A 20,682-nucleotide genomic window follows, 5' to 3' on the forward strand; every position below is an offset into this window, starting at 1 on the left:
CCGACCTCAGGACAGCTTCGCCACCGGATGCAGCCTGTCGGCAGCGGCTACAAGAGAGTGGCTCAACCCTGCTTGCGCCCCACCAAATTCAATTCCGGCGCCTGCACCCGGCGCTGGCTCAGGTAGCGGCTGCAACTTACCCGCAGGAACGAGGCGAAGTTGACCACTTCGCCCCGATAATCCATCACCTCTTCGTAGAGCTTGGCCACCAGCTGGTTGGTGGTCATGCCATCGGTTTCAGCAATCTCGCTGAGGATGTCCCAGAACTGGTTTTCCAGGCGCAAGGTGGTGACCACGCCGCAAATACGCAAGGAGCGCGAGCGCGACTCGTAAAGAATCGGATCGGCTTTGACATATAGCTCACACATGGTCGCACCCTCTTCTTACAAGGTAATGGTCGTACCCAACAACCCAAGAAACGCCGCCAGCCAGGCAGGATGCGCCGGCCACGCAGGCGCCGTCGCCAGGTTGCCTTGCACATGGGCCTTGGTCACGTCGATATCAATGTAAGTACCGCCGGCCAATCGCACTTCCGGGGCGCAGGCCGGGTAAGCACTGCACTCGCGGCCTTGCAGCGTTCCGGCAGCCGCCAGCAATTGCGCGCCATGGCACACAGCAGCAATTGGCTTACCGGCCTTATCGAATTCACGAACCAGTTCCAGAACCTTTTCGTTCAACCGCAGGTATTCCGGAGCTCGGCCACCTGGTACCACCAGCGCGTCATAGTCACTGGCCCGGACTTTGTCGAAATCGAAATTCAGGGCGAATAGATGACCCGGCTTCTCGCTGTAGGTCTGATCGCCCTCGAAGTCATGAATCGCCGTGCGAACGGTCTGCCCCGAGGTTTTGCCGGGGCACACTGCGTGAACCTGATGACCCACCATCAACAGCGCCTGAAACGGCACCATCACTTCGTAGTCTTCAACGTAGTCGCCAACCAGCATCAGAATTTTTTTCGCCGCCATGGTGAGTTCTCCTCCGGGGTAAGCCTTGGACTGATAAGAGTAGCCAAGGTACCCCCTGAGGGCCCACGCGGGTAATAGCCAGGTACTACGTGCCCGCCCTCAGGCTTGTTACAGGCTTACTTCAACAAACCGTCCGCCTGCAGCAAGGTTTCCAGGCAGTGCTCCTGAATGTTGTAAAACGCCTTGAGCTCCTGGATTTTCACCAGCAACTGCGCCGGGTCCAGGGGTTCGTCGCGTTTTACCGCGAGGATCATTTTGTTTTTGTTGGTGTGCTCCAGGGAAATGAACTCAAACACTTTGGTTTCATATCCGCAGGCCTCAAGGAACAGTGCACGCAAGCTGTCGGTGACCATTTCGGCCTGCTGGCCAAGATGCAACCCGTATTGCAGCATCGGCTTGAGCAGCGCCGGGCTCTGGATCTGCAGGCGAATCTGCTTATGGCAGCACGGCGAGCACATGATGATCGCCGCCCCCGAACGAATGCCCATATGAATCGCATAGTCGGTGGCAATGTCACACGCATGCAGGGCGATCATCACGTCAATCGGGGTCGGCGCAAAGCTGCGTACGTCACCATGCTGAAAGGACAGGCCCGGGTGCTCCAGGCGCTGGGCGGCGTTGTTGCACAGCGTGACCATGTCTTCACGCAGCTCAACCCCGGTGACCACACCTTCAGCCTTGAGGCTGTGACGCAGGTAATCGTGAATGGCAAAGGTCAGGTAACCCTTGCCCGAACCGAAATCCACCACCTTGACCGGTTGATCGAGCTTGAGCGGCGAGTTGCTCAAGGCGTGGGAAAACACCTCGATGAATTTGTTGATCTGCTTCCACTTGCGCGACATCGCCGGGATCAGTTCTTGCTGCTTGTTGGTGACCCCCAGATCCGCCAAAAACGGCCGGGTCAGGTCCAGGAAGCGATTTTTCTCACGATTATGCTCAGCCGACGGCAGTTCACGCTCCTGCTGGCTTTTACCTTTGAACAGCGAGCTTTTGCCCTTTTTGCTGTATTCCAGCTGCACTTCGTCGGTCAGGGTCAGCAAATGCGCGTTTTTAAACGCTTCAGGCAACAGCCCGGCGATATTGGCCACGCCCTCTTCAAGGGGGAAGTTCTTGGTGATATCGCGGGTTTTGTAACGGTACACAAACGACAGACAAGGCTGATCCTTGACCGTGACTTGCTTGATGATGATCCGCTGCAACTCGGCCTCTGGCCCGACATACTTGGCCAGTACCAGTTTGATAAAGGAGTTCTGGGCCAGGCCGGTTTCCAGCAAGTGCAAAAATTGCGCACGATGATCCGGCACAGACGGGGCGGTGGTAGCAGTCACTGACATTGAAAAAGGTGCCTCGGGGGATGCAGGAGGGGGAATCTGAAAAGCAATGGCGGCTATTTTAGGCGCGTTCGCCGCCAGGGGCACGGGGTTATTTCAGCCAGCGGCGATTACAACATCACCAGCCGATTGGGCAATTGATTGCGCGGATGGGTTTTCGGCACATGCCGCTCCAGCAGTTCGGCACAGGCATCGATGCAGGAAATAAAGCCTTCAGCCGTATGACCCAATGCCACACGGCGCGTGAAATCACTGACGATGCTGCCCCAATCGCTGTCGTCCAGATGTTGCGATATCCCTTCGTCCACCAGAATCTCGACATAGCGCTCGGCTTCGCTGACAAAAATCAGCACGCCGGTGCGATCCCGGGTGTGATGCAGTTTTTGTTCGAGAAACTGGCGCCGGGCAAGATTGCTCGCGCGCCAATGCCGAATGCGCGGCGGGATCAAGCGGGTGGTGATGGCCGGCAGACGAAAGATCAGGCTGAGGAAGACGAAGCAGGCCCACTGCAACATCAGCAAGCCGTAAATCTGCAGACCGCCGATCAAAAAATGCACCAGAGCGGGTACCACCAGGGCGATGAGGCTGGCCCATAACAAGGGGATATAGCTGTAATCATCCGCGCGCGGCGCCAGCACGGTGACAATTTCGGCGTCGGTACGCTGTTCAGCGCGGGTTACCGCGTCTGCGACCTGCTGTTGTTGCTGTGGGGTAAGTAAAGCCATGAGTGTCGATGCCCGTTAAATAAGTGAATTACCAGCCGCCGGAAGCTCCGCCGCCGCCAAAACTGCCGCCGCCACCCCGAAAGCCGCCACCGCCTGCGCCACCGAAGCCCCCGCCACCGAACCCGCCGGAGCGGGTGCCACCGCCGCCGCCCGAGTTGCAAATGCCGTAAAACTGGCAGACAGCCACGACCACAACGAACAACAGAAATAGCAGCAACACCACACCGGGGTGCTCGGTCATCAAGTCACTGCCATCGCCCTGCCCGCTGGCGTAGGCCGGCTCAGGCACGGGATCGCCACCCAACACTTGCAGGATCGCGGCGACACCGTCGCTGATGCCCTGGCTGAAGTTACCGGCTTTAAAGGCCGGGGTAATGATCTGATTAATGATGACCGAGGATTGCGCATCGGTCAGGCGGCCTTCCAGACCGTAGCCGACCTCGATCCGCAGTTTGCGGTCATCACGCGAGACGATCAGCAGGGCGCCGTTGTTTTTATCCTTTTGCCCGATACCCCAGGCCCGGCCCAACTGATAGCCGAAATCCTCAATGGGAGTGCCTTGCAGATCCGCCACCGTAACCACCACCACTTGCTCGCCGGTGGCTTTTTCGTGGGCTTCCAGTGTCTGCGCCAGTTGCTGGCGTGTGGCGGGGTCGAGCATCTGCCCGTCATCCACCACCCGCCCGCTCAGCGTCGGAAAAGTGAGTGCCTGTGCGGTGGCTATAAATAGCCACAGCAACAGACCCAAACCCGGTTTTGATACGCGCATCAGCACCTCGGCAGCTTGCCCCCCAGTAAGTGCAGGGTCAGGCGGTGGTTAGAACTTCACTTCCGGGGCTTTGTCGGCATCCGGTGCGGTGGCCTCGAAAGTCGGGCGAATCGGCAAGTCGCTGTACATCACGGCATGCCACAAACGGCCGGGGAAGGTGCGGATTTCGGTGTTGTAACGTTCAACTGCCTGGATGAAGTCGCGACGGGCCACGCTGATGCGGTTTTCCGTGCCTTCAAGTTGCGACTGCAAGGAGAGGAAGTTTTGATTGGACTTGAGGTCCGGATAGCGCTCGGACACCACCATCAGACGGCTCAAGGCTCCGGTCAGCTGGTTCTGTGCATCCTGGAACTGTTTGAGTTTTTCCGGATTGTTCAGGGTGCTGGCATCCACCTGGATCGACGTTGCCTTGGCCCGTGCCTCAATCACCGCGGTCAGGGTCGCCTGCTCTTGCCTGGCCGCACCTTTGACCGTTTCCACCAGGTTGGGGATCAAGTCGGAACGCCGCTGGTATTGGTTCTGCACTTGCGACCAGGCCGCCTTGACCTGCTCGTCCAGGGTCGGAATGGTATTGATCCCGCATCCCGCCAGCAGACTGCTCAACGCCAGCAGCGCGATGACTTTCCAGCCCGAGGACCTAACGCTTTGTAATTCCATGCTTGTGACGCTCCGAAATAACCCGATTGAGTTTATTGACCGCATACCCTGTGGAAAAACTCCCTCACCGTGACTGAATATCTCCCGGCAACACTGGATTGCTGGTAGCTAATCAGCTAAAAGACTGCCTGCCATGTGGGAATACTTACCTTAACGATAGGGTAATTTTTAAGTTAAGTAGTCCTTACATCCCCCACAGAACAATATCGCTTCAAAAGCGCGGGCCATCCCTCGCTTTAAGAGAGCGGCCGCGTAGAAGAATGTCATGAGAAATATGTATTTGCTGGGCCTGGCCCTTAGTCTGGCCAGTCACTCGGTTTTAGCCCAGAACCCGCCGACACCGCTCCCGCCCAAAGATGTGTTTGTGGCTGATCTGCTCAAACAAATGACGGTCGATGAAAAGATCGGCCAACTGCGCCTGATCAGCATCGGCCCGGAAATGCCCCGCGAGATGATTCGCAAGGAAATCGCTGCAGGCCGTATCGGCGGCACGTTCAACTCGATCACCCGCGCCGAAAACCGTCCGATGCAGGATGCCGCTCAACGCAGCCGCCTGAAAATCCCGATGTTTTTTGCCTACGACGTGATTCACGGTCATCGCACCATTTTCCCTATCAGCCTGGCCCTTGCCTCCAGCTGGGACATGGACGCCATCGGCCTGAGCGGCCGGATTGCCGCCAAAGAAGCCAGCGCCGACGGTATTGACCTGACCTTCGCGCCGATGGTCGACATTGCCCGCGACCCGCGCTGGGGGCGCACCTCGGAAGGTTTTGGCGAAGACACCTACCTGGTATCGCGCATTGCCAAAGTCATGGTCCACGCCTATCAGGGAGTTTCACCCGCCCTGCCCGGCAACATCATGGCCAGCGTCAAGCACTTCGCCCTGTATGGCGCAGTGGAAGGCGGCCGGGACTACAACATCGTCGACATGAGCCCGGTGCGCATGTACCAGGATTACTTGCCTCCGTACCGCGCCGCAATTGATGCCGGCGCTGGCGGGGTGATGGTGGCGCTGAACTCGATCAATGGTATCCCGGCCACCGCCAACATGTGGTTGATGCAGGATCTGCTGCGCAAGGACTGGGGCTTCAAAGGGGTCGCCGTCAGCGACCATGGCGCGATCATCGAGCTGATCAGGCACGGCGTCGCCAAGGACGGGCGCGAAGCCGCCAAGCTGGCAATCAAGGCCGGCATCGACATGAGCATGAACGACAAGGTCTATGGCGAAGAATTGCCGGGCTTGCTGAAGTCGGGCGAAGTGCCACAAAGCGATCTGGATAATGCTGTGCGCGAAGTGCTCGGGGCCAAATACGACATGGGTCTGTTTGCCGACCCGTACCTGCGGATCGGCAAGGCCCAGGACGATCCGGCCGATGCCAACGCCGATAGCCGCCTGCACCGGCGCGAAGCCCGCGAAGTGGCGCGCAAGAGTCTGGTCCTGCTGAAGAACCAGGACCAGACCCTGCCACTGAAAAAACAGGCACGCATCGCTCTGGTGGGCCCGCTGGCCAAGGCACCGATCGACATCATGGGCAGCTGGGCGGCCAATGGCCAGCCGGCGCAATCGGTCACCGTGTTTGACGGCATGCGCAACGCACTCGGCCAGCAGGGCACGCTGATTTATGCCCGGGGCGCCAACATCACCGACGACCAGAAAATCGTCGACTATCTGAACTTCCTGAACTTCGACAGCCCGGAAGTGACCAACGACCCGCGCCCGGCCCATGTGATGATTGACGAAGCGGTCAAGGCGGCGCAGCAGGCCGATGTGGTGGTGGCTGTGGTGGGCGAGTCGCGGGGCATGTCCCACGAGTCGTCGAGCCGCACCAGCCTGGACATGCCAGCCAGCCAGCGCGCCCTGATCACCGCCCTCAAGGCCACTGGCAAGCCGTTGGTGCTGGTGCTCATGAATGGCCGGCCGCTGTCGATCGACCTGCAACAGCAGCAGGCCGATGCCGTGCTGGAGACCTGGTTCAGCGGTACTGAAGGCGGCAATGCCATTGCCGATGTCCTGTTCGGCGACTACAACCCCTCCGGCAAGCTGCCCATCACCTTCCCGCGCTCTGTGGGGCAGATTCCGACCTACTACAGCCACCTGAGCATTGGCCGGCCCTTTACCCCGGGCAAGCCGGGCAACTACACCTCGCAGTACTTCGACGAGGCAAACACCCCGCTGTACCCGTTTGGCTATGGCCTGAGCTACACCGATTTCAGCCTGTCGGCCGTCAGCCTGTCCGCCAAAACCCTGAAACCCGGGGCATCACTGACCGCCAGCGTGACCGTGAAAAACACTGGCAAGCGCGATGGCGAAACCGTGGTCCAGCTCTACCTGCATGATGTCGCCGCCTCCATGAGCCGGCCGCTCAAGGAGTTGAAGGACTTCCAGAAAATCATGCTCAAGGCCGGAGAGCAGAAAGTCGTGCAGTTCAACATCGACGAGAACGCGCTGAAGTTCTACAACCCGCAATTGAAATACGTCGCCGAGCCCGGTGAGTTCGAGGTGATGATCGGCCTTGATTCGCAGAACGTGCAGCAAAACAGCTTCCAATTGTTGTAATTTCCCGCATCTGCCGCAAAGGTCAGCCAAGGCCTTTGCGGTGTCTTGAAACACCAATATCCCCTTGACCTTTCCTATCTTTGCACGCGTCTGAAAATGCGTTCGGACAGCGCTGTTTTTTGTGGTAGGGTTCGCGCCCTCAAAATTCAGTCCGGGGCGTTTAATCCGGCAAAATTTGGTGACAAACGGTCTGAAGCCGAGCCCATAGGGCCTACACGGTTTTTTACGCTTTCATACACAAAACACGCAGTGATTCAAGCCAAGATCCTACGTTGCAGAGACTCGGCAAAACGCATATCTTGTATCTATTCGGCCAAACAACCCCACATATAGGGTTTTAGGCCAAAAACCCAACACAACTCAGACGAGAATTTCAAGTCCTTTTCTCGCGCCTGTCGGGTTTGAGTAAACACGCTTTTAAAGTCCAAACCGCGCATGCGGATGGCAGCCGGTTTCCAGCGTAAAAGCCGGAAAGCGGCCCGGGTGTTGCAGTAAAAATACTGTCACCCATCAGGAACAGGATTTGCGCCGGTACGCGCAACGCCAGGACTTCGGCACGGAAGCGGCTTAACCCCCCTTTCTGTACGTCCCGAAGTTGTTATACCCGGCTTGATCGTCGGTTGTAGTGCTTCAGGACGGAACGGTGGGCCCCCAAAAGGTGCCCAAACAAACATAGAGAATGTGGAGACACCCCCCCATGCAAACCGACACAACTCGCGAGAACTCGCAGGGTTCCGATTCAAATCTGGATCTGTCTGCGACCGCGCCAGGCCAATTGCGCGTGATCAAACGTAACGGGACTGTTGTTCCTTACACCGATGACAAGATCACCGTCGCCATCACCAAAGCGTTTCTCGCAGTTGAGGGTGGCAAAGCTGCCGCCTCGTCCCGCATTCACGACACTGTTGCGCGCCTGACTGAACAAGTCACCGCGACCTTCAAGCGTCGCATGCCATCGGGTGGCACCATCCACATCGAAGAAATCCAGGACCAGGTTGAACTGGCCCTGATGCGCGCCGGCGAGCAAAAAGTGGCTCGCGACTACGTGATCTACCGCGATGCCCGCTCCAAGGAGCGTGCTAACCGCGCCCCGGCCGAAGACACTGTCCAGGCTCACCCGTCGATTCGTATCACCCGCGCTGACGGCACGTTCGCACCTCTGGACATGGGCCGCCTGAACACCATCGTCACCGAGGCCTGCGAAGGTCTGGCAGAAGTTGACGGCGACCTGATCCAGCGCGAAACCCTGAAAAACCTCTACGACGGCGTAGCCCTGAGCGACGTCAACACCGCCCTGGTGATGACCGCCCGCACCCTGGTAGAGCGTGAGCCAAACTACTCCTTCGTAACCGCTCGCCTGCTGATGGACACCCTGCGTGCCGAAGGCTTGAGCTTCCTCGAAGTGGCAGAAAGCGCGACTCACCACGAGATGGCCGATCTGTACGCCAAAGCCCTGCCGGCCTACATCGCCAAAGGTATCGAGTTCGATTTGCTGAACCCGGTGCTGGCGACCTTTGACCTGGAAAAACTGGGCAAGGCGATCAACCACGAGCGCGATCAGCAGTTCACCTACCTGGGCCTGCAAACCCTGTACGACCGTTACTTCATCCACAAGGATGGCGTGCGTTTCGAACTGCCGCAGATCTTCTTCATGCGCGTGGCCATGGGCCTGGCAATCGAAGAGAAGCAAAAAGAAGACCGTGCCATCGAGTTCTACAACCTGTTGTCGTCCTTCGACTACATGGCTTCGACTCCGACCCTGTTCAACGCCGGCACCCAGCGTCCACAGCTGTCCAGCTGCTACCTGACCACAGTTCCGGACGACCTGTCGGGCATCTACCACGCGATCCACGACAACGCCATGCTGTCCAAATTCGCCGGTGGCCTGGGCAACGACTGGACTCCGGTACGTGCACTGGGTTCATGGATCAAGGGCACCAACGGCAAATCCCAGGGCGTGGTCCCGTTCCTCAAAGTAGTGAACGATACCGCCGTAGCCGTTAACCAGGGTGGCAAGCGCAAAGGCGCTGTCTGTGCCTACCTGGAAACCTGGCACATGGACATCGAAGAGTTCATCGAGCTGCGCAAGAACACCGGTGATGACCGTCGTCGTACCCACGACATGAACACCGCCAACTGGATCCCTGACCTGTTCATGAAGCGCGTCTTCGATGACGGCCCGTGGACCCTGTTCTCGCCATCCGAAGTACCGGACCTGCACGACCTGACCGGCAAGGCCTTCGAAGAGCGTTACGAGTACTACGAAGCCCTGTCCCAGTACCCGGGCAAGATCAAGCTGTTCAAGACCATTCAGGCCAAAGACCTGTGGCGCAAGATGCTGTCCATGCTGTTTGAAACCGGCCACCCGTGGCTGACCTTCAAAGACCCGTGCAACCTGCGCAGCCCGCAGCAGCACGTGGGCGTGGTCCACAGCTCGAACCTGTGCACCGAGATCACCCTGAACACCAACAAGGACGAAATCGCGGTCTGCAACCTGGGCTCGATCAACCTGCCGAACCACATCAAGGACGGCAAGCTCGATACCGACAAGCTCAAGCGCACCATCGATGTAGCCGTACGCATGCTCGATAACGTAATCGACATCAACTACTACTCGGTGCCACAAGCCCGCAACTCGAACTTCAAGCACCGTCCGGTCGGCCTGGGGATCATGGGCTTCCAGGACGCGCTGTACCTGCAGCACATTCCATACGCCTCGCAAGCGGCCGTGGAATTTGCCGACAAGTCGATGGAAGCGGTCAGCTACTACGCGATCCAGGCGTCCTGCGACCTGGCAGACGAGCGTGGCGCTTACGAGACGTTCCAGGGTTCGCTGTGGTCCAAAGGCGTACTGCCACTGGACTCGCAACAGATCCTGATCGAACAGCGCGGCCAGAAGTACATCGACGTTGACCTGAACGAATCCCTGGATTGGGCACCGGTTCGCGCCCGTGTTCAGAGAGGCATCCGTAACTCCAACATCATGGCCATCGCACCGACCGCCACCATCGCCAACATCACTGGCGTATCGCAGTCGATCGAACCGACTTACCAGAACCTGTACGTGAAATCGAACCTCTCGGGCGAATTCACCGTGATCAACCCGTACCTGGTTCGCGACCTCAAGGCCCGCGACCTGTGGGACTCGGTCATGATCAACGACCTGAAGTACTACGACGGTTCCGTGCAGCAGATCGAACGCATCCCGCAAGAGCTTAAAGAGCTGTATGCCACTGCGTTCGAAGTCGACACCAAGTGGATCGTTGACGCCGCCAGCCGTCGTCAGAAGTGGATCGACCAGGCTCAGTCGCTCAACCTGTACATCGCCGGCGCTTCGGGCAAGAAGCTGGACGTGACCTACCGCATGGCCTGGTACCGTGGTCTGAAAACCACTTACTACCTCCGTGCCCTGGCCGCGACCAGCACCGAGAAGTCCACCGTCAACACCGGCAAGCTCAACGCGGTGTCCAACGGCAACAACAGCGAAGACGTGGTTGCCGCGCCTGCCGGTCCTGCACCGGTGCCAAAGGCTTGCGCCATTGACGAGCCGGATTGCGAAGCTTGCCAATAAGCTGAGCCGTCAGACGGCTTGACCGCCTGACCGAAACCCCCGTTAAACCCTGGTAACAGTTGGGTTTAACGGGGGTTTTTTTTTATGGGCAACACACCCGCGTCCAGCGCTGGCAAGCCGGCTCCCACAAGGAGGTCACCAGCCCGTTGTCGGAGCCGGCGATTGGCCATAAGCACCCACAACGGTGCATCAGCGCTACAAAATGAATCACTCTGCACACCTCTGCCCGCCAATCCCCTTCAAATATGTTCAACCTGAACACCGATCTCTATGCCCTCTGCCCGCTTTTTTCTGTTTTGACATCTGGCCCGAAACAGGCCCGCTTATTGCTCTAGCCCCAGGGTGCCACTGACCACGGCCCTACCCATTCGAGGCGGAGAAATACAACATGAGTGCACCCGGCGAATTTCCTTTAAGCGAAGCCCCGCGTTCTGCACGCAAGGGGCTGCTATCGATTTCCATGGTGTTGTTCAGCTTCACGTTCTTTACCGGCACCATGTTCGCCGGCGGCAAACTGGGCATGGCGTTCAACTTCGTCGACATGCTGTGGATTGCGGCCATCGGTAACAGCCTGCTGGCCCTGTATGCCGCCGCACTGGCGCTGATTGCCGCCCGCAGCGGCCTGAATACGGTATTGATGGGGCGTTTTTGCTTTGGCGAGGCCGGCAGCCGTCTCTCGGACTTTCTGCTGGGTTTTGCCGAGCTGGGCTGGTTCGCCTGGGGCACGGCCACCGTGGCCATCGTACTGGTGAAAATGCTCGGCCTGGCTGAAGGCTTCACCTGGCCGCTGATGGTGTTTTTCGGGCTGGGTTTCAGTATCACCGCGATTATCGGCTACAGAGGGCTGGACGTGCTGTCGCGGGTCTCGGTGCCGCTGATGTTTGTCCTGTTGATCGTGTCCATGTACATCGCCACCCGCCATGTCGGCGGCTTCAAGGGCCTGGCAGCGGTAATCCCCCACGAAGCAATGACCTTCTCGGCCGCCATCACCATGGTCTTCGGCACGTTCGCCAGCGGCGCGACCCAAGCCACCAACTGGACCCGGCTATCGCGCACCGGGCGGATTGCCGTCATCGCCAGCGTGGTCAGTTTTCTGCTGGGCAATGGCCTGATGATAGTGGCCGGCGCATGGTGCGCCATGGTCTATCAACAGGCCGACATCGTCAGCGTGATGATGCTCCAGGGCCTGTCGTTCGCCGCGGTAGTCATGCTGTGCCTGAACCTGTGGACGATTCAGGGCCCGACCATCTACAACGTGTCGGCGGCAGCCTGCCATCTGGTGCGCAGCGAGCGGCGCCGCACCATGACCCTGATCGCCGCTGCCGTCGGCGTGGTGCTGGCCATTGGCGGCATGTATGAAATGCTGATCCCGTTTCTGGTGCTGCTGGGCTCGATCATCCCGCCCATCGGAGGCGTGATCATGGCCGACTTCTGGTATCGCCATCACGGCAAATACCCGACGCTGGCCAGTGTGAAACTGCCGCGCTACAACGTCCCGGGCCTGACCGCATACGCCTTCGGCGCACTGCTGGCCTACTGCTCACCGTGGATTGCGCCACTGGTTGGAATTGCCGCATCCGCCGCGTGCTACATCCTGCTGCTGGAAATCAGCCGCCGGCGTGCCGTGCTGCCCGTCGTGCAGGAGGACATTTGAGCCTCACGGTTGCAGAAATTCTGGGGCTGGCCGGCCTGGAAGAAATGACCCTGCGCGCCGGTGCCTGCAACCTGCAACGCAACGTGCGCTGGCCCTACGTGGCCGAGAACGAAGGCCTGAGGCAATGGGTCATGGGCGGCGAACTGGTGTTCGTCACCGGCATCAACCATCCCCGGGACGAGGCCAACTTGCTGCGTCTGGTGCACGAAGGCGATGCCAGCGGCATTGCCGGGCTGGTGATCCTGACCGGAGATGCCTTTATTCAGCGTATTCCGGACTCGGTCATAGCACTGTGCGAGGAATACGGTCTGGTGCTGATCGAACAGCCGTACTTGCTGAAGATGGTTATTGTCACGCACCTGATCGGCACGGCGCTGGTACAAATGGGCCAGACCAAGCGTTCACGCCACGACATTCTGGCGCAGTTGCTCAGCGGCGATTATCCGAGCCTGGCCACTGCCCGCCAGCGTGCGGCGCACTTGAAACTGCCTCTGGACGGCCCGCGACGCCTGGTGGCAATGCGGCTGTCGGCGGTCAGCGTGCTGTTCGACAACCATGCCCCGGATGCCGCAGAACGGTTATTGCAACAAACGCGACAGGCCGTACAGGATCATCTGGATATCTGGGCCCGTGCCCTGCCCCGCGCGCTGCCGGTCATCGTCCAGGGGGATCTGTTCATTCTGCTGCTGAACGAGGGCGAAACCATTCGCGCCGAACTGGGCTGCCTGTATCGCGACTTGCATGCCATGATCGGTGACATGGCGCTGTTCATGGGGGTGGCGAGCAAGGCAGAGGATTGCGGCCACTACCATCAGGCGCTGAACGAAGCGCGCCAGGCCCTGGATGTTGCAGAAAATCTGCGCCCGGCCAGCGGTTTCTGTGATTTCAGTGAGCTGGGGGTGCTGCGCCTGTTGCAGGCCATTGGCGAACGCTCGGTGATCGAGGCATTCGTGCAGCAGACCCTGGGTTCCATGATCGAGCCCCGGCGCAAGCAACCCCACAGCCTGCTGGAAACCCTGGACGCCCTGCTCCAGGAAAACGGCAATGCCCTGCAGGCGGCCCGGCGTTTGAACATTCACCGAAACACCATCAACCAACGGATACAACGCATCGAGCAACACAGCGGACAATCGCTCGATGACCCACTTTTCAGAATGAATGCTTCGGTTGCCCTCCTCGTGTGGCGCATGACCGAAGCCCAACGACAGGACCAAGCATGAACATCATCAATGCCACGCTACGTAAAACTCCAGGCCTGTATACGGTCAGCTGCGAGGGCGAGCGCATTAGCGCCATAACCCTGCAGTGCGCCAGTGTGATGGCGCAGGCGGGCGATATCGACGCTCAAGGCCAATTGCTGATCGCGCCCCTGGTGGAACCGCATATCCACCTGGATGCCGCCCTCACGGCGGGCCAGCCCGAGTGGAACCTGAGCGGCACGCTGTTCGAAGGCATCGAACGCTGGGCGCAGCGCAAGGAAACCATCACCCATGAAGACACCAAACAGCGCGCCCACACCACCATCCGCATGCTGGCCGAGCATGGCATTCAGCATGTGCGTACCCATGTCGACGTCACCGACCCGACGCTGGCTGCCCTCAAGGCGATGATCGAGGTCCGTGAAGAAGCCCGGGGGCTGATCGACCTGCAAATCGTCGCCTTCCCCCAGGAAGGAATCGAGTCCTACGCCGGCGGCCGTGAGTTGATGATCCGTGCAGTGGAGATGGGCGCCGATGTGGTCGGCGGCATTCCGCACTTTGAAAACACCCGCGAGCAAGGCGTCAGCTCGATCAAGTTTCTGATGGACCTGGCTGAGCGCAGCGGTTGCCTGGTGGACGTGCACTGCGACGAAACCGACGACCCGCACTCGCGCTTTCTTGAAGTGCTGGCCGAAGAGGCCCGGGTCCGCGGTATGGGCAGCCGGGTAACCGCCAGCCATACCACGGCCATGGGTTCCTACGACAATGCCTATTGCTCGAAACTGTTTCGCCTGCTCAAGGCTTCGGGGATCAATTTCGTTTCGTGCCCGACCGAAAGCATTCACTTGCAAGGGCGCTTTGACAGCTTTCCAAAACGCCGCGGCGTGACCCGCGTGGCCGAACTGGACCGCGCCGGGATGAATGTGTGCCTGGGCCAGGACTCGATCAAGGACCCCTGGTATCCGCTGGGTAACGGCAACATTCTGCGGGTGCTGGATGCGGGTTTGCACATCTGCCACATGATGGGCTTCGAAGACCTGGCACGTTGCCTGGACCTGGTCACCGACAACAGTGCCCGCACCCTCAACCTTGGCGAGGGTTATGGCATCGCCGTCGGCCGGCCGGCGAACCTGGTGATACTGGACGCTGACAGTGATTACGAAGCAGTACGCCGCCAGGCCAAGGCCCGGGTCTCGATCCGTGCCGGCAAGGTGCTGATGACCCGGGTACCGGAACGGGTTGAATTCAACAGACCCTGAAGCCAGCGATACAAACGACGCGGTAGAGCTGCAACACCGCACCGCTGCAATCGCCAGCAGGCTGGCTCTCACAATCAGTAGCAAGCCCCCAGCTTCAACAACAAAAAGCCCCGGCATTGGCGTGCCGGGGCTTTTTGTCGTGCTGCCCGCTATCAGGTCATCTGGATAATGGTCTGCATGATGGTGCTTTGGGTCGAGATGGTCTTGGCGTTGGCCTGGTAGTTGCTCTGCGCCTTGATCAGGTCCACCAGTTCACTGGTCAGGTTGACGTTGGAGTCTTCCAGCGAGTTGGACTGGATCGCGCCCAGGCTGCCGACCTTCGGCGCATCGTAGCCGGCCAGGCCCGAAGCGAAAGTCTCTTTCCAGGCAGTACCGCCCGCCGGCTGCAGGCCTTGTTCGTTGGTGAAGCTGGCCAGCGAGATCTGGCCAATGGCACGGCTCTGGTTGTTGCTGAAGTTGGCGAACATCACACCCGAACCATCGATGGTCAGGTTGTTGATCTGGCCGGTAGCGTAGCCGTCCTGGGTTGGCGGGTTGCGCGAGGTGTCGGTGTTGTACTGGGTGGTACTGGCCATGTTGATGCCAAAGCCGTCATCTTTGGCCTTGGCGCCGTTGGACACCCATGCACCATTGACGGTTGCGCCAGGCATCCAGTCCGCGACAGTCAAAGTGCTGCTGATGATGTCCGGGCCTCCGGCAACCGGGTTCGGCGTCGTGACGCTGACCAGGGCACCGGTCGAATCGAAACTCATGGTCGAGGCCACCGGATCTTTGGCGCCGGCGCCGCTGACCGGGCTGCCATCAGGGTTGCGGCCGTCGATCAGGGTGTAGGTCTTCCAGGTGTTGGAACCGGTCTTCACCATGTACTGATCCATCGGGTGCGGGTTGCCCTGGGTATCGTAGACGGTGGTGTTGAATTTTTTGCTGTAGCTGGCGGTCTCGCCCGGGTCGAACTTGTTCACGACCTGATCAATAGTGTCGGCATTGGAGTTCAGGTTGATCGTGGACTCCACCGAGCCGGTCGGCTTGGGCGCCAGGTTGGAAGTATCGATACGCAGGTCGGTCAAGGTGCCGTTGACGATATTGCCGTTGGCATCCACGCCATAGCCCTGCAAGCGCGACGTGCCGTCTGTGCTGGTCACGTAACCGTCCTTGTCGGACTTGAAGGTCCCGGCGCGGGTGTAGCTCAGGGAGCCATTGTCACTGAGCACGAAGAAGCCGCTGCCGGAGATGCCCATGTCCAGCAGGTTGCCGGTGTTATTGATCGCCCCCTGGCCAAAGTTTTGCGAGACCGCCGCCAGGTTGACGCCGCTGCCGACCGTCTTGCTGCCGATCCCCAGCTTGCTGGCCGAGTAGATATCGGCGAACTCGGCACGGGACGCCTTGAAGCCGGTGGTGGCGACGTTGGCGATGTTGTTGCCGGTAACGTCAAGTTGCTTGTTGGCCGCATACAGGCCGCTAAGGCCGATATTGAATGACATGTGTCTCTCCTTGGGTCGGCTTAGAGGCCAATGGTCTGGACTTTGGATATGCCAATGCTGCCCAGGCCTGCGAGGTTGAGCATGATTTCACCGCCGGTCTTGCTCAGGGTCACGCTGTTGACCGTGGCTGGCAGGTAGGTGGTGAGCGCGGTAGTGGTCGTGTCGGTTTTACTGGATGCGGTAAAGGTGTAGTTACCCTTGTCCAGCAACAGGCCGTCGTCATCCTTGCCGTCCCAGGTGAAGTCGACATTGCCGGCTTTCTGGGTGCCCATGTCGATGGTCCTGACCACCTCACCGTCAGCATCGGTAATAGTGATGGTGGGTTTGGAATCGGCATCCTTGACCACCACGGTGCCGTTAAACGGCTTGCCGCTGGCGGGGTCGACATAGGCTTCGCCGGTTTGCACTATCACCGAACGGCCCACCAGCGACGACGCCTGCAAGGCTTGCGACGACTGCAGGCCACCCGTGATGGAATTCACCGAATCGTTCAGAGTGGTGATGCCCTCCAGGCTGCTGAACTGCGCCAGCTGGGCAACGAACGCCGTGTTGTCCTGCGGGTCCAGCGGGTTCTGGTTTTTCAGCTGGGTGACCAGCAATTGCAGGAATGCATCCTTGCCCAGGGAGCTACTGCCGGCAACGGCCTTGGACGCCCCGCCCAGGCTGGTGTCGGTGGTCGTGGTCCGGGCCGAGTTGGCGAGTACCTGATTAAGGGTCGGGCCGCTGGTGGAATCGGTCACACTCATTTGCGTCGTCCCTTATCACTGACCGAGGGTCAGGACCTTCTGCATCATGGTTTTGGCGGTGTTCATCATTTCCGCGTTGGTCTGGAACGAACGGCTGGCAGAAATCATGTCAGCCATTTCTTCAACCACATTGACGTTGGGGTAGTACACGTAGCCCTTGGCGTCGGCAGAAGGATGGCTGGGCTCGTAACGGGCCTGGAGCTCGCTCTGGTCCTCGACCACACCCAGCACCTGCACGCCTTTGCCGGCACCGTCCTGGTTCTGGAACAGTGAACCGTCGGTGCCGTTTTGCGCGCCCTGAAACATGGTGGCAAACACCGGGTGCCGCGCGCGATAAGTCTGGTCGATGCTCGACGACACGGTATCGGCGTTGGCGATGTTACTGGCGACGGTGTTCAGGCGCGTGGTCTGCGCGCTCATGCCACTACCGGCGATATTGAAAACACTGGCTAGAGACATGAATTACTCCCCGCGCAGGGCTGACATCAGCCCTTTGAATTTGCTGTTGAGCAAAGTGAAGCTGGCCTGAAAGTTGACCGCATTCTCTGCGTAGTTCGACTGTTCCAGCTGTGCATCCACCGTGTTCTGGTCAATCGACGGTTGCATCGGCACCCGGTACTGCAGGGACTCGTCGCCACTGCTCAGGCCCTGGGCTTCGATGTGCCGGCCGTTGGTCTTGTTCAACGCAAACGTGCCGTTCTGGTTTTTGTCACTTTGTGCGGCGAGCACGGAGGCAAAATCCAGGTCCCGAGCCTTGTAGTTCGGGGTATCGGCATTGGCGATATTGTTCGCCAGCACTTCGGCCCGCTGTGCGCGGAAGCCCAGGGCCTGTTCGTGGATACCGAGCGCTTTATCGAAGCTGATGCTCATGTCGGGAAACCTTTGTGGGCTGACCTGAACGCAATTCAGGCTTTATATGACATGAACTGAGCAAACCCCGTGCCAATTACCTAAGGCCCATATTTCAGGGCTTTGCAGGGAGATGGGGCGCGGCAATGTCATAAAAGCGGCAATGCCTGACCGCTGACTGCCGTTTTTCTGCCGCCCCCTCCCTGCTCCTGCAGGGAAAGATTGGCAGGCATAAAAAAGGAGCCGTACAAGGGCTCCCGTTTTGCTTACTTGGCCTGGTAAATGATCCCCGGGCTGCATTGCACCATCTGGTAATGATCCGGCAAGCCATTAAGCGCTTCGGAGGCCCCCAAAAACAGGTAGCCGCCCGGCTTCAAGGTGCTGTGAATGCGCAGCAAGATGTCTCTCTTCACTTCAGCCGAAAAATAGATCAGCACGTTGCGACAAAACACGATGTCGAACTTGCCAAACCCGGCGTAGCTGTCCAGCAGGTTGAAGGAGCGGAACTCGACCCGGCTCTTGATTGCCGCTTTGAGCACCCAGCGCCCGGGCCCTTTGGGGTCGAAATAGCGCTGCAAGCGCTCTTGCGACAGACCGCGACCAATCGCCAGGTTGTCGTATTCGCCGGTTCTGCAGGTATTGAGCATCAAGCTGGAGAGGTCGGTGGCCACAATTTGCACCCCGGCTTTCAACTGTCCCGGATTGCTGCGCTCAAACTCGTCAATCGCCATCGACAGCGAGTAGGGTTCCTGCCCCGAAGAGCACGCCGCCGACCAGATACGCAGACGCTGACCGGGACTGGCCTTGATCTGCTCGGGCAGGACTTTGTTCTTCAGTACTTCATAGGGGTAGGTATCGCGAAACCACAGGGTTTCGTTGGTGGTCATGGCATCGACCACCTGCTCGCGCAACCCGCTGCGGGGCTGGCTCTGAATGCGCTGAATCAGCTCGCCCAGGGACTTGATCCCTTGCTGCTCCATCAGCTTGTTGAGACGACTGGAGACCAGGTACTGCTTGTTCTCACCCAGCAAAATGCCACAGGCTTTTTCCAGGAAAACCCGGAACTGTTGAAAATCCAAATTAGCCGTCGACAAATGATCGCGCCTCTTAAATCGTTTTGACCGCCAGGGATGAACCCTGGCTATGGTCTGCTGCTTTGATCCGGTCTACTACCCGGGATGCCAGGTCATCGGGGCGAAACTTGGCCAGGAAGTCATCGGCACCGACTTTCTTGACCATCGCCTGATTAAATACACCGGACAATGAAGTATGCAGAATGATGTGCAAATTTTTCATGCGTGGATCGTTACGAATCTCGGCGGTCAGGGTATAGCCGTCCATTTCCGGCATCTCGATATCCGAAATCATCATCAGAAGCTCTTCGGCCGGGTCCTTGCCCTCACCCGCCATGTTGCGCAGGTAGTCCAGCGCCTGACGGCCGTCGTTCAGCGATATCACCTCGACCCCGACCGTTTGCAGGCAACGGGCAACCTGTTTACGCGCCACCGACGAATCATCGACCGTCAGCACCCGCAAAGACAGCGCTCTGGCTTGGGTTTCGACATCTATCACCCCCTGGGAAATGGTTTCCGGCGAAGGCGAAACTTCAGCCAGAACCTTTTCCACATCGATGATTTCCACCAGTTGCTCGTCCAGTCGCGTCACAGCCGTCAAGTAATGGTCGCGACCGGCACCCTTGGGTGGCGGATGAATGTCTTCCCAGTTCATGTTGACGATACGCTCGACCGAACGAACCAAAAAGCCCTGAGTCTTGGTGTTGTACTCGGTGATGATGACAAACGGGCTGCTTTGATCTTGCAGGGGACCCGACCCGGTGGCCATTGCCAGATCGAGAATCGGGATGGTCGCCCCGCGAATATTCGCCACTCCACATACCACTGGATGGGATTTGGGGATCATTGTCAGCTTGGGGCATTGCAGCACTTCCCTGACTTTGAACACGTTGATCCCGTACAGCTGTGGCCCGTCCAGACGAAACAACAACAGTTCAAGGCGGTTTTGCCCTACCAGTTGAGTGCGCTGGTTAACCGCATCCATCACCCCGGCCATACTCAGCTCCTGTTAAAACTTTAAGTTACGACACACATTGCCCGGCAAACGGCACGGGCTTTGCTATTTATCTGCCATGAACGCTAAAACGACAAAATCCTGCCACGTGCCGCGCTGCTGTTTCAGCCTGCTTGCGGCCTTGTGCCTGACGGTTATCGGCATGCCGTCCCACGCCGATGAATTCACATCGCCTGATCAGCTTATCGGCGTGACCCAGGGCTTTCTTGAATTTACCGTCGAAGACTACCTTGCCACTGGTCAGATCGAGGGCCGCTATCAAATCCAGGTCAACAACCTCGACCCCCGGCTGCGCCTGGCCTGGTGTGACAAGGAATTGACAGCCAGCCTCGAGAGCCCGGCCCAACCCATGGGCCGCGTCATTGTGCGCGTACGCTGTGAAGGGCACTCACCCTGGACCATCTTTGTTCCGGCACAGGTCAAACTGTTCCGCGATGTCGTCACCGTGACCCACCCCCTGCAGCGCGGCATGGTCATCGACTACGCCGATGTCACCCTGCGCGAGCGCGATATCAGCCTGATCAAACAGGGCTACCTGACCGCGACCGAGCTGGCAGTGGGGCAAAAGCTGCTGCGGCCCATGGTCACTGATCAGGTGCTGACCCTCACCCATCTGGAACAGGCTGCGGCCGTGCGTAAAGGCGATCACGTGGTGATCAGCGCACGTAGCGGCACATTAAGTGTCAAGATGCCCGGCGAGGCCCTGTCTGATGGTGGCCTCAGCGAACAGATCCGGGTTAAAAACCTGAACTCCAAGCGCGTCATCCGCGCACGGATTACCGCACCGGGCCAGGTTGAAGTAGCACTCTAGGAAAGTTGGCATCAGTTTCG

At 59.0% G+C, this 20,682-nt stretch carries 18 protein-coding genes; 6 read left to right on the top strand and 12 right to left on the bottom strand.

What is annotated here, in order from left to right:
• Positions 1-62: 62 nt before the first annotated feature.
• The 6 genes from WG29040_RS17470 to WG29040_RS17495 form a co-directional block, all read right to left on the bottom strand.
• On the bottom strand, positions 63-368 hold the full coding sequence (locus WG29040_RS17470; protein ID WP_003441106.1) for a ribbon-helix-helix domain-containing protein: 306 nt from the start codon (positions 366-368) through the stop codon (positions 63-65).
• Between the two features lie 15 nt (positions 369-383).
• A complete protein-coding gene (locus tag WG29040_RS17475; protein WP_003441103.1) occupies positions 384-965 on the bottom strand; it encodes a DJ-1/PfpI family protein in 582 nt (193 codons plus the stop codon).
• Positions 966-1,081: 116 nt separating this feature from the next.
• Positions 1,082-2,299, bottom strand: a complete 1,218-nt coding sequence (locus WG29040_RS17480) for an SAM-dependent methyltransferase (RefSeq protein WP_003441101.1) — start codon at positions 2,297-2,299, stop codon at positions 1,082-1,084.
• A 107-nt stretch (positions 2,300-2,406) separates the two neighbouring features.
• Positions 2,407-3,021, bottom strand: a complete 615-nt coding sequence (locus WG29040_RS17485) for a TPM domain-containing protein (RefSeq protein ID WP_003441098.1) — start codon at positions 3,019-3,021, stop codon at positions 2,407-2,409.
• A gap of 28 nt (positions 3,022-3,049) precedes the next feature.
• Positions 3,050-3,790, bottom strand: coding sequence for a YgcG family protein (locus tag WG29040_RS24660; RefSeq protein ID WP_003441095.1), 741 nt, complete (start codon positions 3,788-3,790; stop codon positions 3,050-3,052).
• Between the two features lie 48 nt (positions 3,791-3,838).
• Positions 3,839-4,447, bottom strand: a complete 609-nt coding sequence (locus WG29040_RS17495; protein ID WP_003441093.1) for a LemA family protein — start codon at positions 4,445-4,447, stop codon at positions 3,839-3,841.
• A 265-nt stretch (positions 4,448-4,712) separates the two neighbouring features.
• Between WG29040_RS17495 and bglX the strand changes: the two genes are divergently transcribed.
• The 5 genes from bglX (at position 4,713) to codA (ending at position 14,687) form a co-directional block, all read left to right on the top strand.
• Positions 4,713-7,004 (top strand): beta-glucosidase BglX, encoded by a 2,292-nt coding sequence (gene bglX, locus WG29040_RS17500; RefSeq protein WP_010655873.1) that lies wholly within the window; start codon positions 4,713-4,715, stop codon positions 7,002-7,004.
• Positions 7,005-7,701: 697 nt separating this feature from the next.
• On the top strand, positions 7,702-10,575 hold the full coding sequence (locus tag WG29040_RS17505) for a ribonucleoside-diphosphate reductase subunit alpha (protein WP_003441086.1): 2,874 nt from the start codon (positions 7,702-7,704) through the stop codon (positions 10,573-10,575).
• A gap of 388 nt (positions 10,576-10,963) precedes the next feature.
• Positions 10,964-12,229, top strand: coding sequence for a cytosine permease (gene codB, locus WG29040_RS17510; protein ID WP_003441082.1), 1,266 nt, complete (start codon positions 10,964-10,966; stop codon positions 12,227-12,229).
• The gene (locus WG29040_RS17515) at positions 12,226-13,449 is read left to right on the top strand and encodes a PucR family transcriptional regulator (RefSeq protein WP_010655875.1); all 1,224 of its coding nucleotides are present in this window, start codon (positions 12,226-12,228) and stop codon (positions 13,447-13,449) included. Before codB ends, WG29040_RS17515 begins: the two co-directional genes overlap by 4 nt.
• Positions 13,446-14,687, top strand: coding sequence for a cytosine deaminase (codA, locus tag WG29040_RS17520; protein ID WP_010655876.1), 1,242 nt, complete (start codon positions 13,446-13,448; stop codon positions 14,685-14,687). The genes WG29040_RS17515 and codA overlap by 4 nt, the downstream gene beginning before the upstream one ends.
• A 152-nt stretch (positions 14,688-14,839) precedes the next feature.
• On the opposite strand, the gene flgE is transcribed toward codA, so the two are convergent.
• The 6 genes from flgE to WG29040_RS17550 form a co-directional block, all read right to left on the bottom strand.
• Positions 14,840-16,168, bottom strand: coding sequence for a flagellar hook protein FlgE (flgE, locus tag WG29040_RS17525; RefSeq protein WP_003441061.1), 1,329 nt, complete (start codon positions 16,166-16,168; stop codon positions 14,840-14,842).
• Between the two features lie 20 nt (positions 16,169-16,188).
• On the bottom strand, positions 16,189-16,914 hold the full coding sequence (flgD, locus tag WG29040_RS17530) for a flagellar hook assembly protein FlgD (RefSeq protein WP_003441059.1): 726 nt from the start codon (positions 16,912-16,914) through the stop codon (positions 16,189-16,191).
• A 15-nt stretch (positions 16,915-16,929) separates the two neighbouring features.
• Positions 16,930-17,373: a flagellar basal body rod protein FlgC gene (flgC, locus tag WG29040_RS17535; protein WP_003441056.1), complete on the bottom strand. Its 444-nt coding sequence runs from the start codon at positions 17,371-17,373 to the stop codon at positions 16,930-16,932.
• A 3-nt stretch (positions 17,374-17,376) separates the two neighbouring features.
• Positions 17,377-17,784, bottom strand: coding sequence for a flagellar basal body rod protein FlgB (gene flgB, locus WG29040_RS17540; protein WP_003441054.1), 408 nt, complete (start codon positions 17,782-17,784; stop codon positions 17,377-17,379).
• Between the two features lie 245 nt (positions 17,785-18,029).
• On the bottom strand, positions 18,030-18,857 hold the full coding sequence (cheR, locus tag WG29040_RS17545; RefSeq protein WP_003441051.1) for a protein-glutamate O-methyltransferase CheR: 828 nt from the start codon (positions 18,855-18,857) through the stop codon (positions 18,030-18,032).
• Positions 18,858-18,870: 13 nt separating this feature from the next.
• Entirely contained in the window at positions 18,871-19,833 is a 963-nt protein-coding gene (locus tag WG29040_RS17550) for a chemotaxis protein CheV (protein ID WP_127196593.1), read from the bottom strand.
• Between the two features lie 160 nt (positions 19,834-19,993).
• Here WG29040_RS17550 and flgA point away from each other — a divergent pair, with 160 nt between their 5' ends.
• A complete protein-coding gene (gene flgA, locus WG29040_RS17555) occupies positions 19,994-20,662 on the top strand; it encodes a flagellar basal body P-ring formation chaperone FlgA (protein WP_232286843.1) in 669 nt (222 codons plus the stop codon).
• Positions 20,663-20,682 lie beyond the last annotated feature (20 nt).

Source organism: Pseudomonas sp. PAMC 29040 (assembly GCF_003994535.1).
Taxonomy (GTDB): Bacteria; Pseudomonadota; Gammaproteobacteria; order Pseudomonadales; family Pseudomonadaceae; genus Aquipseudomonas; species Aquipseudomonas paraversuta.

Coding starts and splice junctions, on each gene's coding strand:
- WG29040_RS17470 (WP_003441106.1), bottom strand. CDS start 368: ATGTGTGAGCTATATGTCAAAGCCGATCCGATTCTTTACGAGTCGCGC.
- WG29040_RS17475 (WP_003441103.1), bottom strand. CDS start 965: ATGGCGGCGAAAAAAATTCTGATGCTGGTTGGCGACTACGTTGAAGAC.
- WG29040_RS17480 (WP_003441101.1), bottom strand. CDS start 2,299: ATGTCAGTGACTGCTACCACCGCCCCGTCTGTGCCGGATCATCGTGCG.
- WG29040_RS17485 (WP_003441098.1), bottom strand. CDS start 3,021: ATGGCTTTACTTACCCCACAGCAACAACAGCAGGTCGCAGACGCGGTA.
- WG29040_RS24660 (WP_003441095.1), bottom strand. CDS start 3,790: ATGCGCGTATCAAAACCGGGTTTGGGTCTGTTGCTGTGGCTATTTATA.
- WG29040_RS17495 (WP_003441093.1), bottom strand. CDS start 4,447: ATGGAATTACAAAGCGTTAGGTCCTCGGGCTGGAAAGTCATCGCGCTG.
- bglX (WP_010655873.1), top strand. CDS start 4,713: ATGAGAAATATGTATTTGCTGGGCCTGGCCCTTAGTCTGGCCAGTCAC.
- WG29040_RS17505 (WP_003441086.1), top strand. CDS start 7,702: ATGCAAACCGACACAACTCGCGAGAACTCGCAGGGTTCCGATTCAAAT.
- codB (WP_003441082.1), top strand. CDS start 10,964: ATGAGTGCACCCGGCGAATTTCCTTTAAGCGAAGCCCCGCGTTCTGCA.
- codA (WP_010655876.1), top strand. CDS start 13,446: ATGAACATCATCAATGCCACGCTACGTAAAACTCCAGGCCTGTATACG.
- flgE (WP_003441061.1), bottom strand. CDS start 16,168: ATGTCATTCAATATCGGCCTTAGCGGCCTGTATGCGGCCAACAAGCAA.
- flgD (WP_003441059.1), bottom strand. CDS start 16,914: ATGAGTGTGACCGATTCCACCAGCGGCCCGACCCTTAATCAGGTACTC.
- flgC (WP_003441056.1), bottom strand. CDS start 17,373: ATGTCTCTAGCCAGTGTTTTCAATATCGCCGGTAGTGGCATGAGCGCG.
- flgB (WP_003441054.1), bottom strand. CDS start 17,784: ATGAGCATCAGCTTCGATAAAGCGCTCGGTATCCACGAACAGGCCCTG.
- WG29040_RS17550 (WP_127196593.1), bottom strand. CDS start 19,833: ATGGCCGGGGTGATGGATGCGGTTAACCAGCGCACTCAACTGGTAGGG.
- flgA (WP_232286843.1), top strand. CDS start 19,994: ATGCCGTCCCACGCCGATGAATTCACATCGCCTGATCAGCTTATCGGC.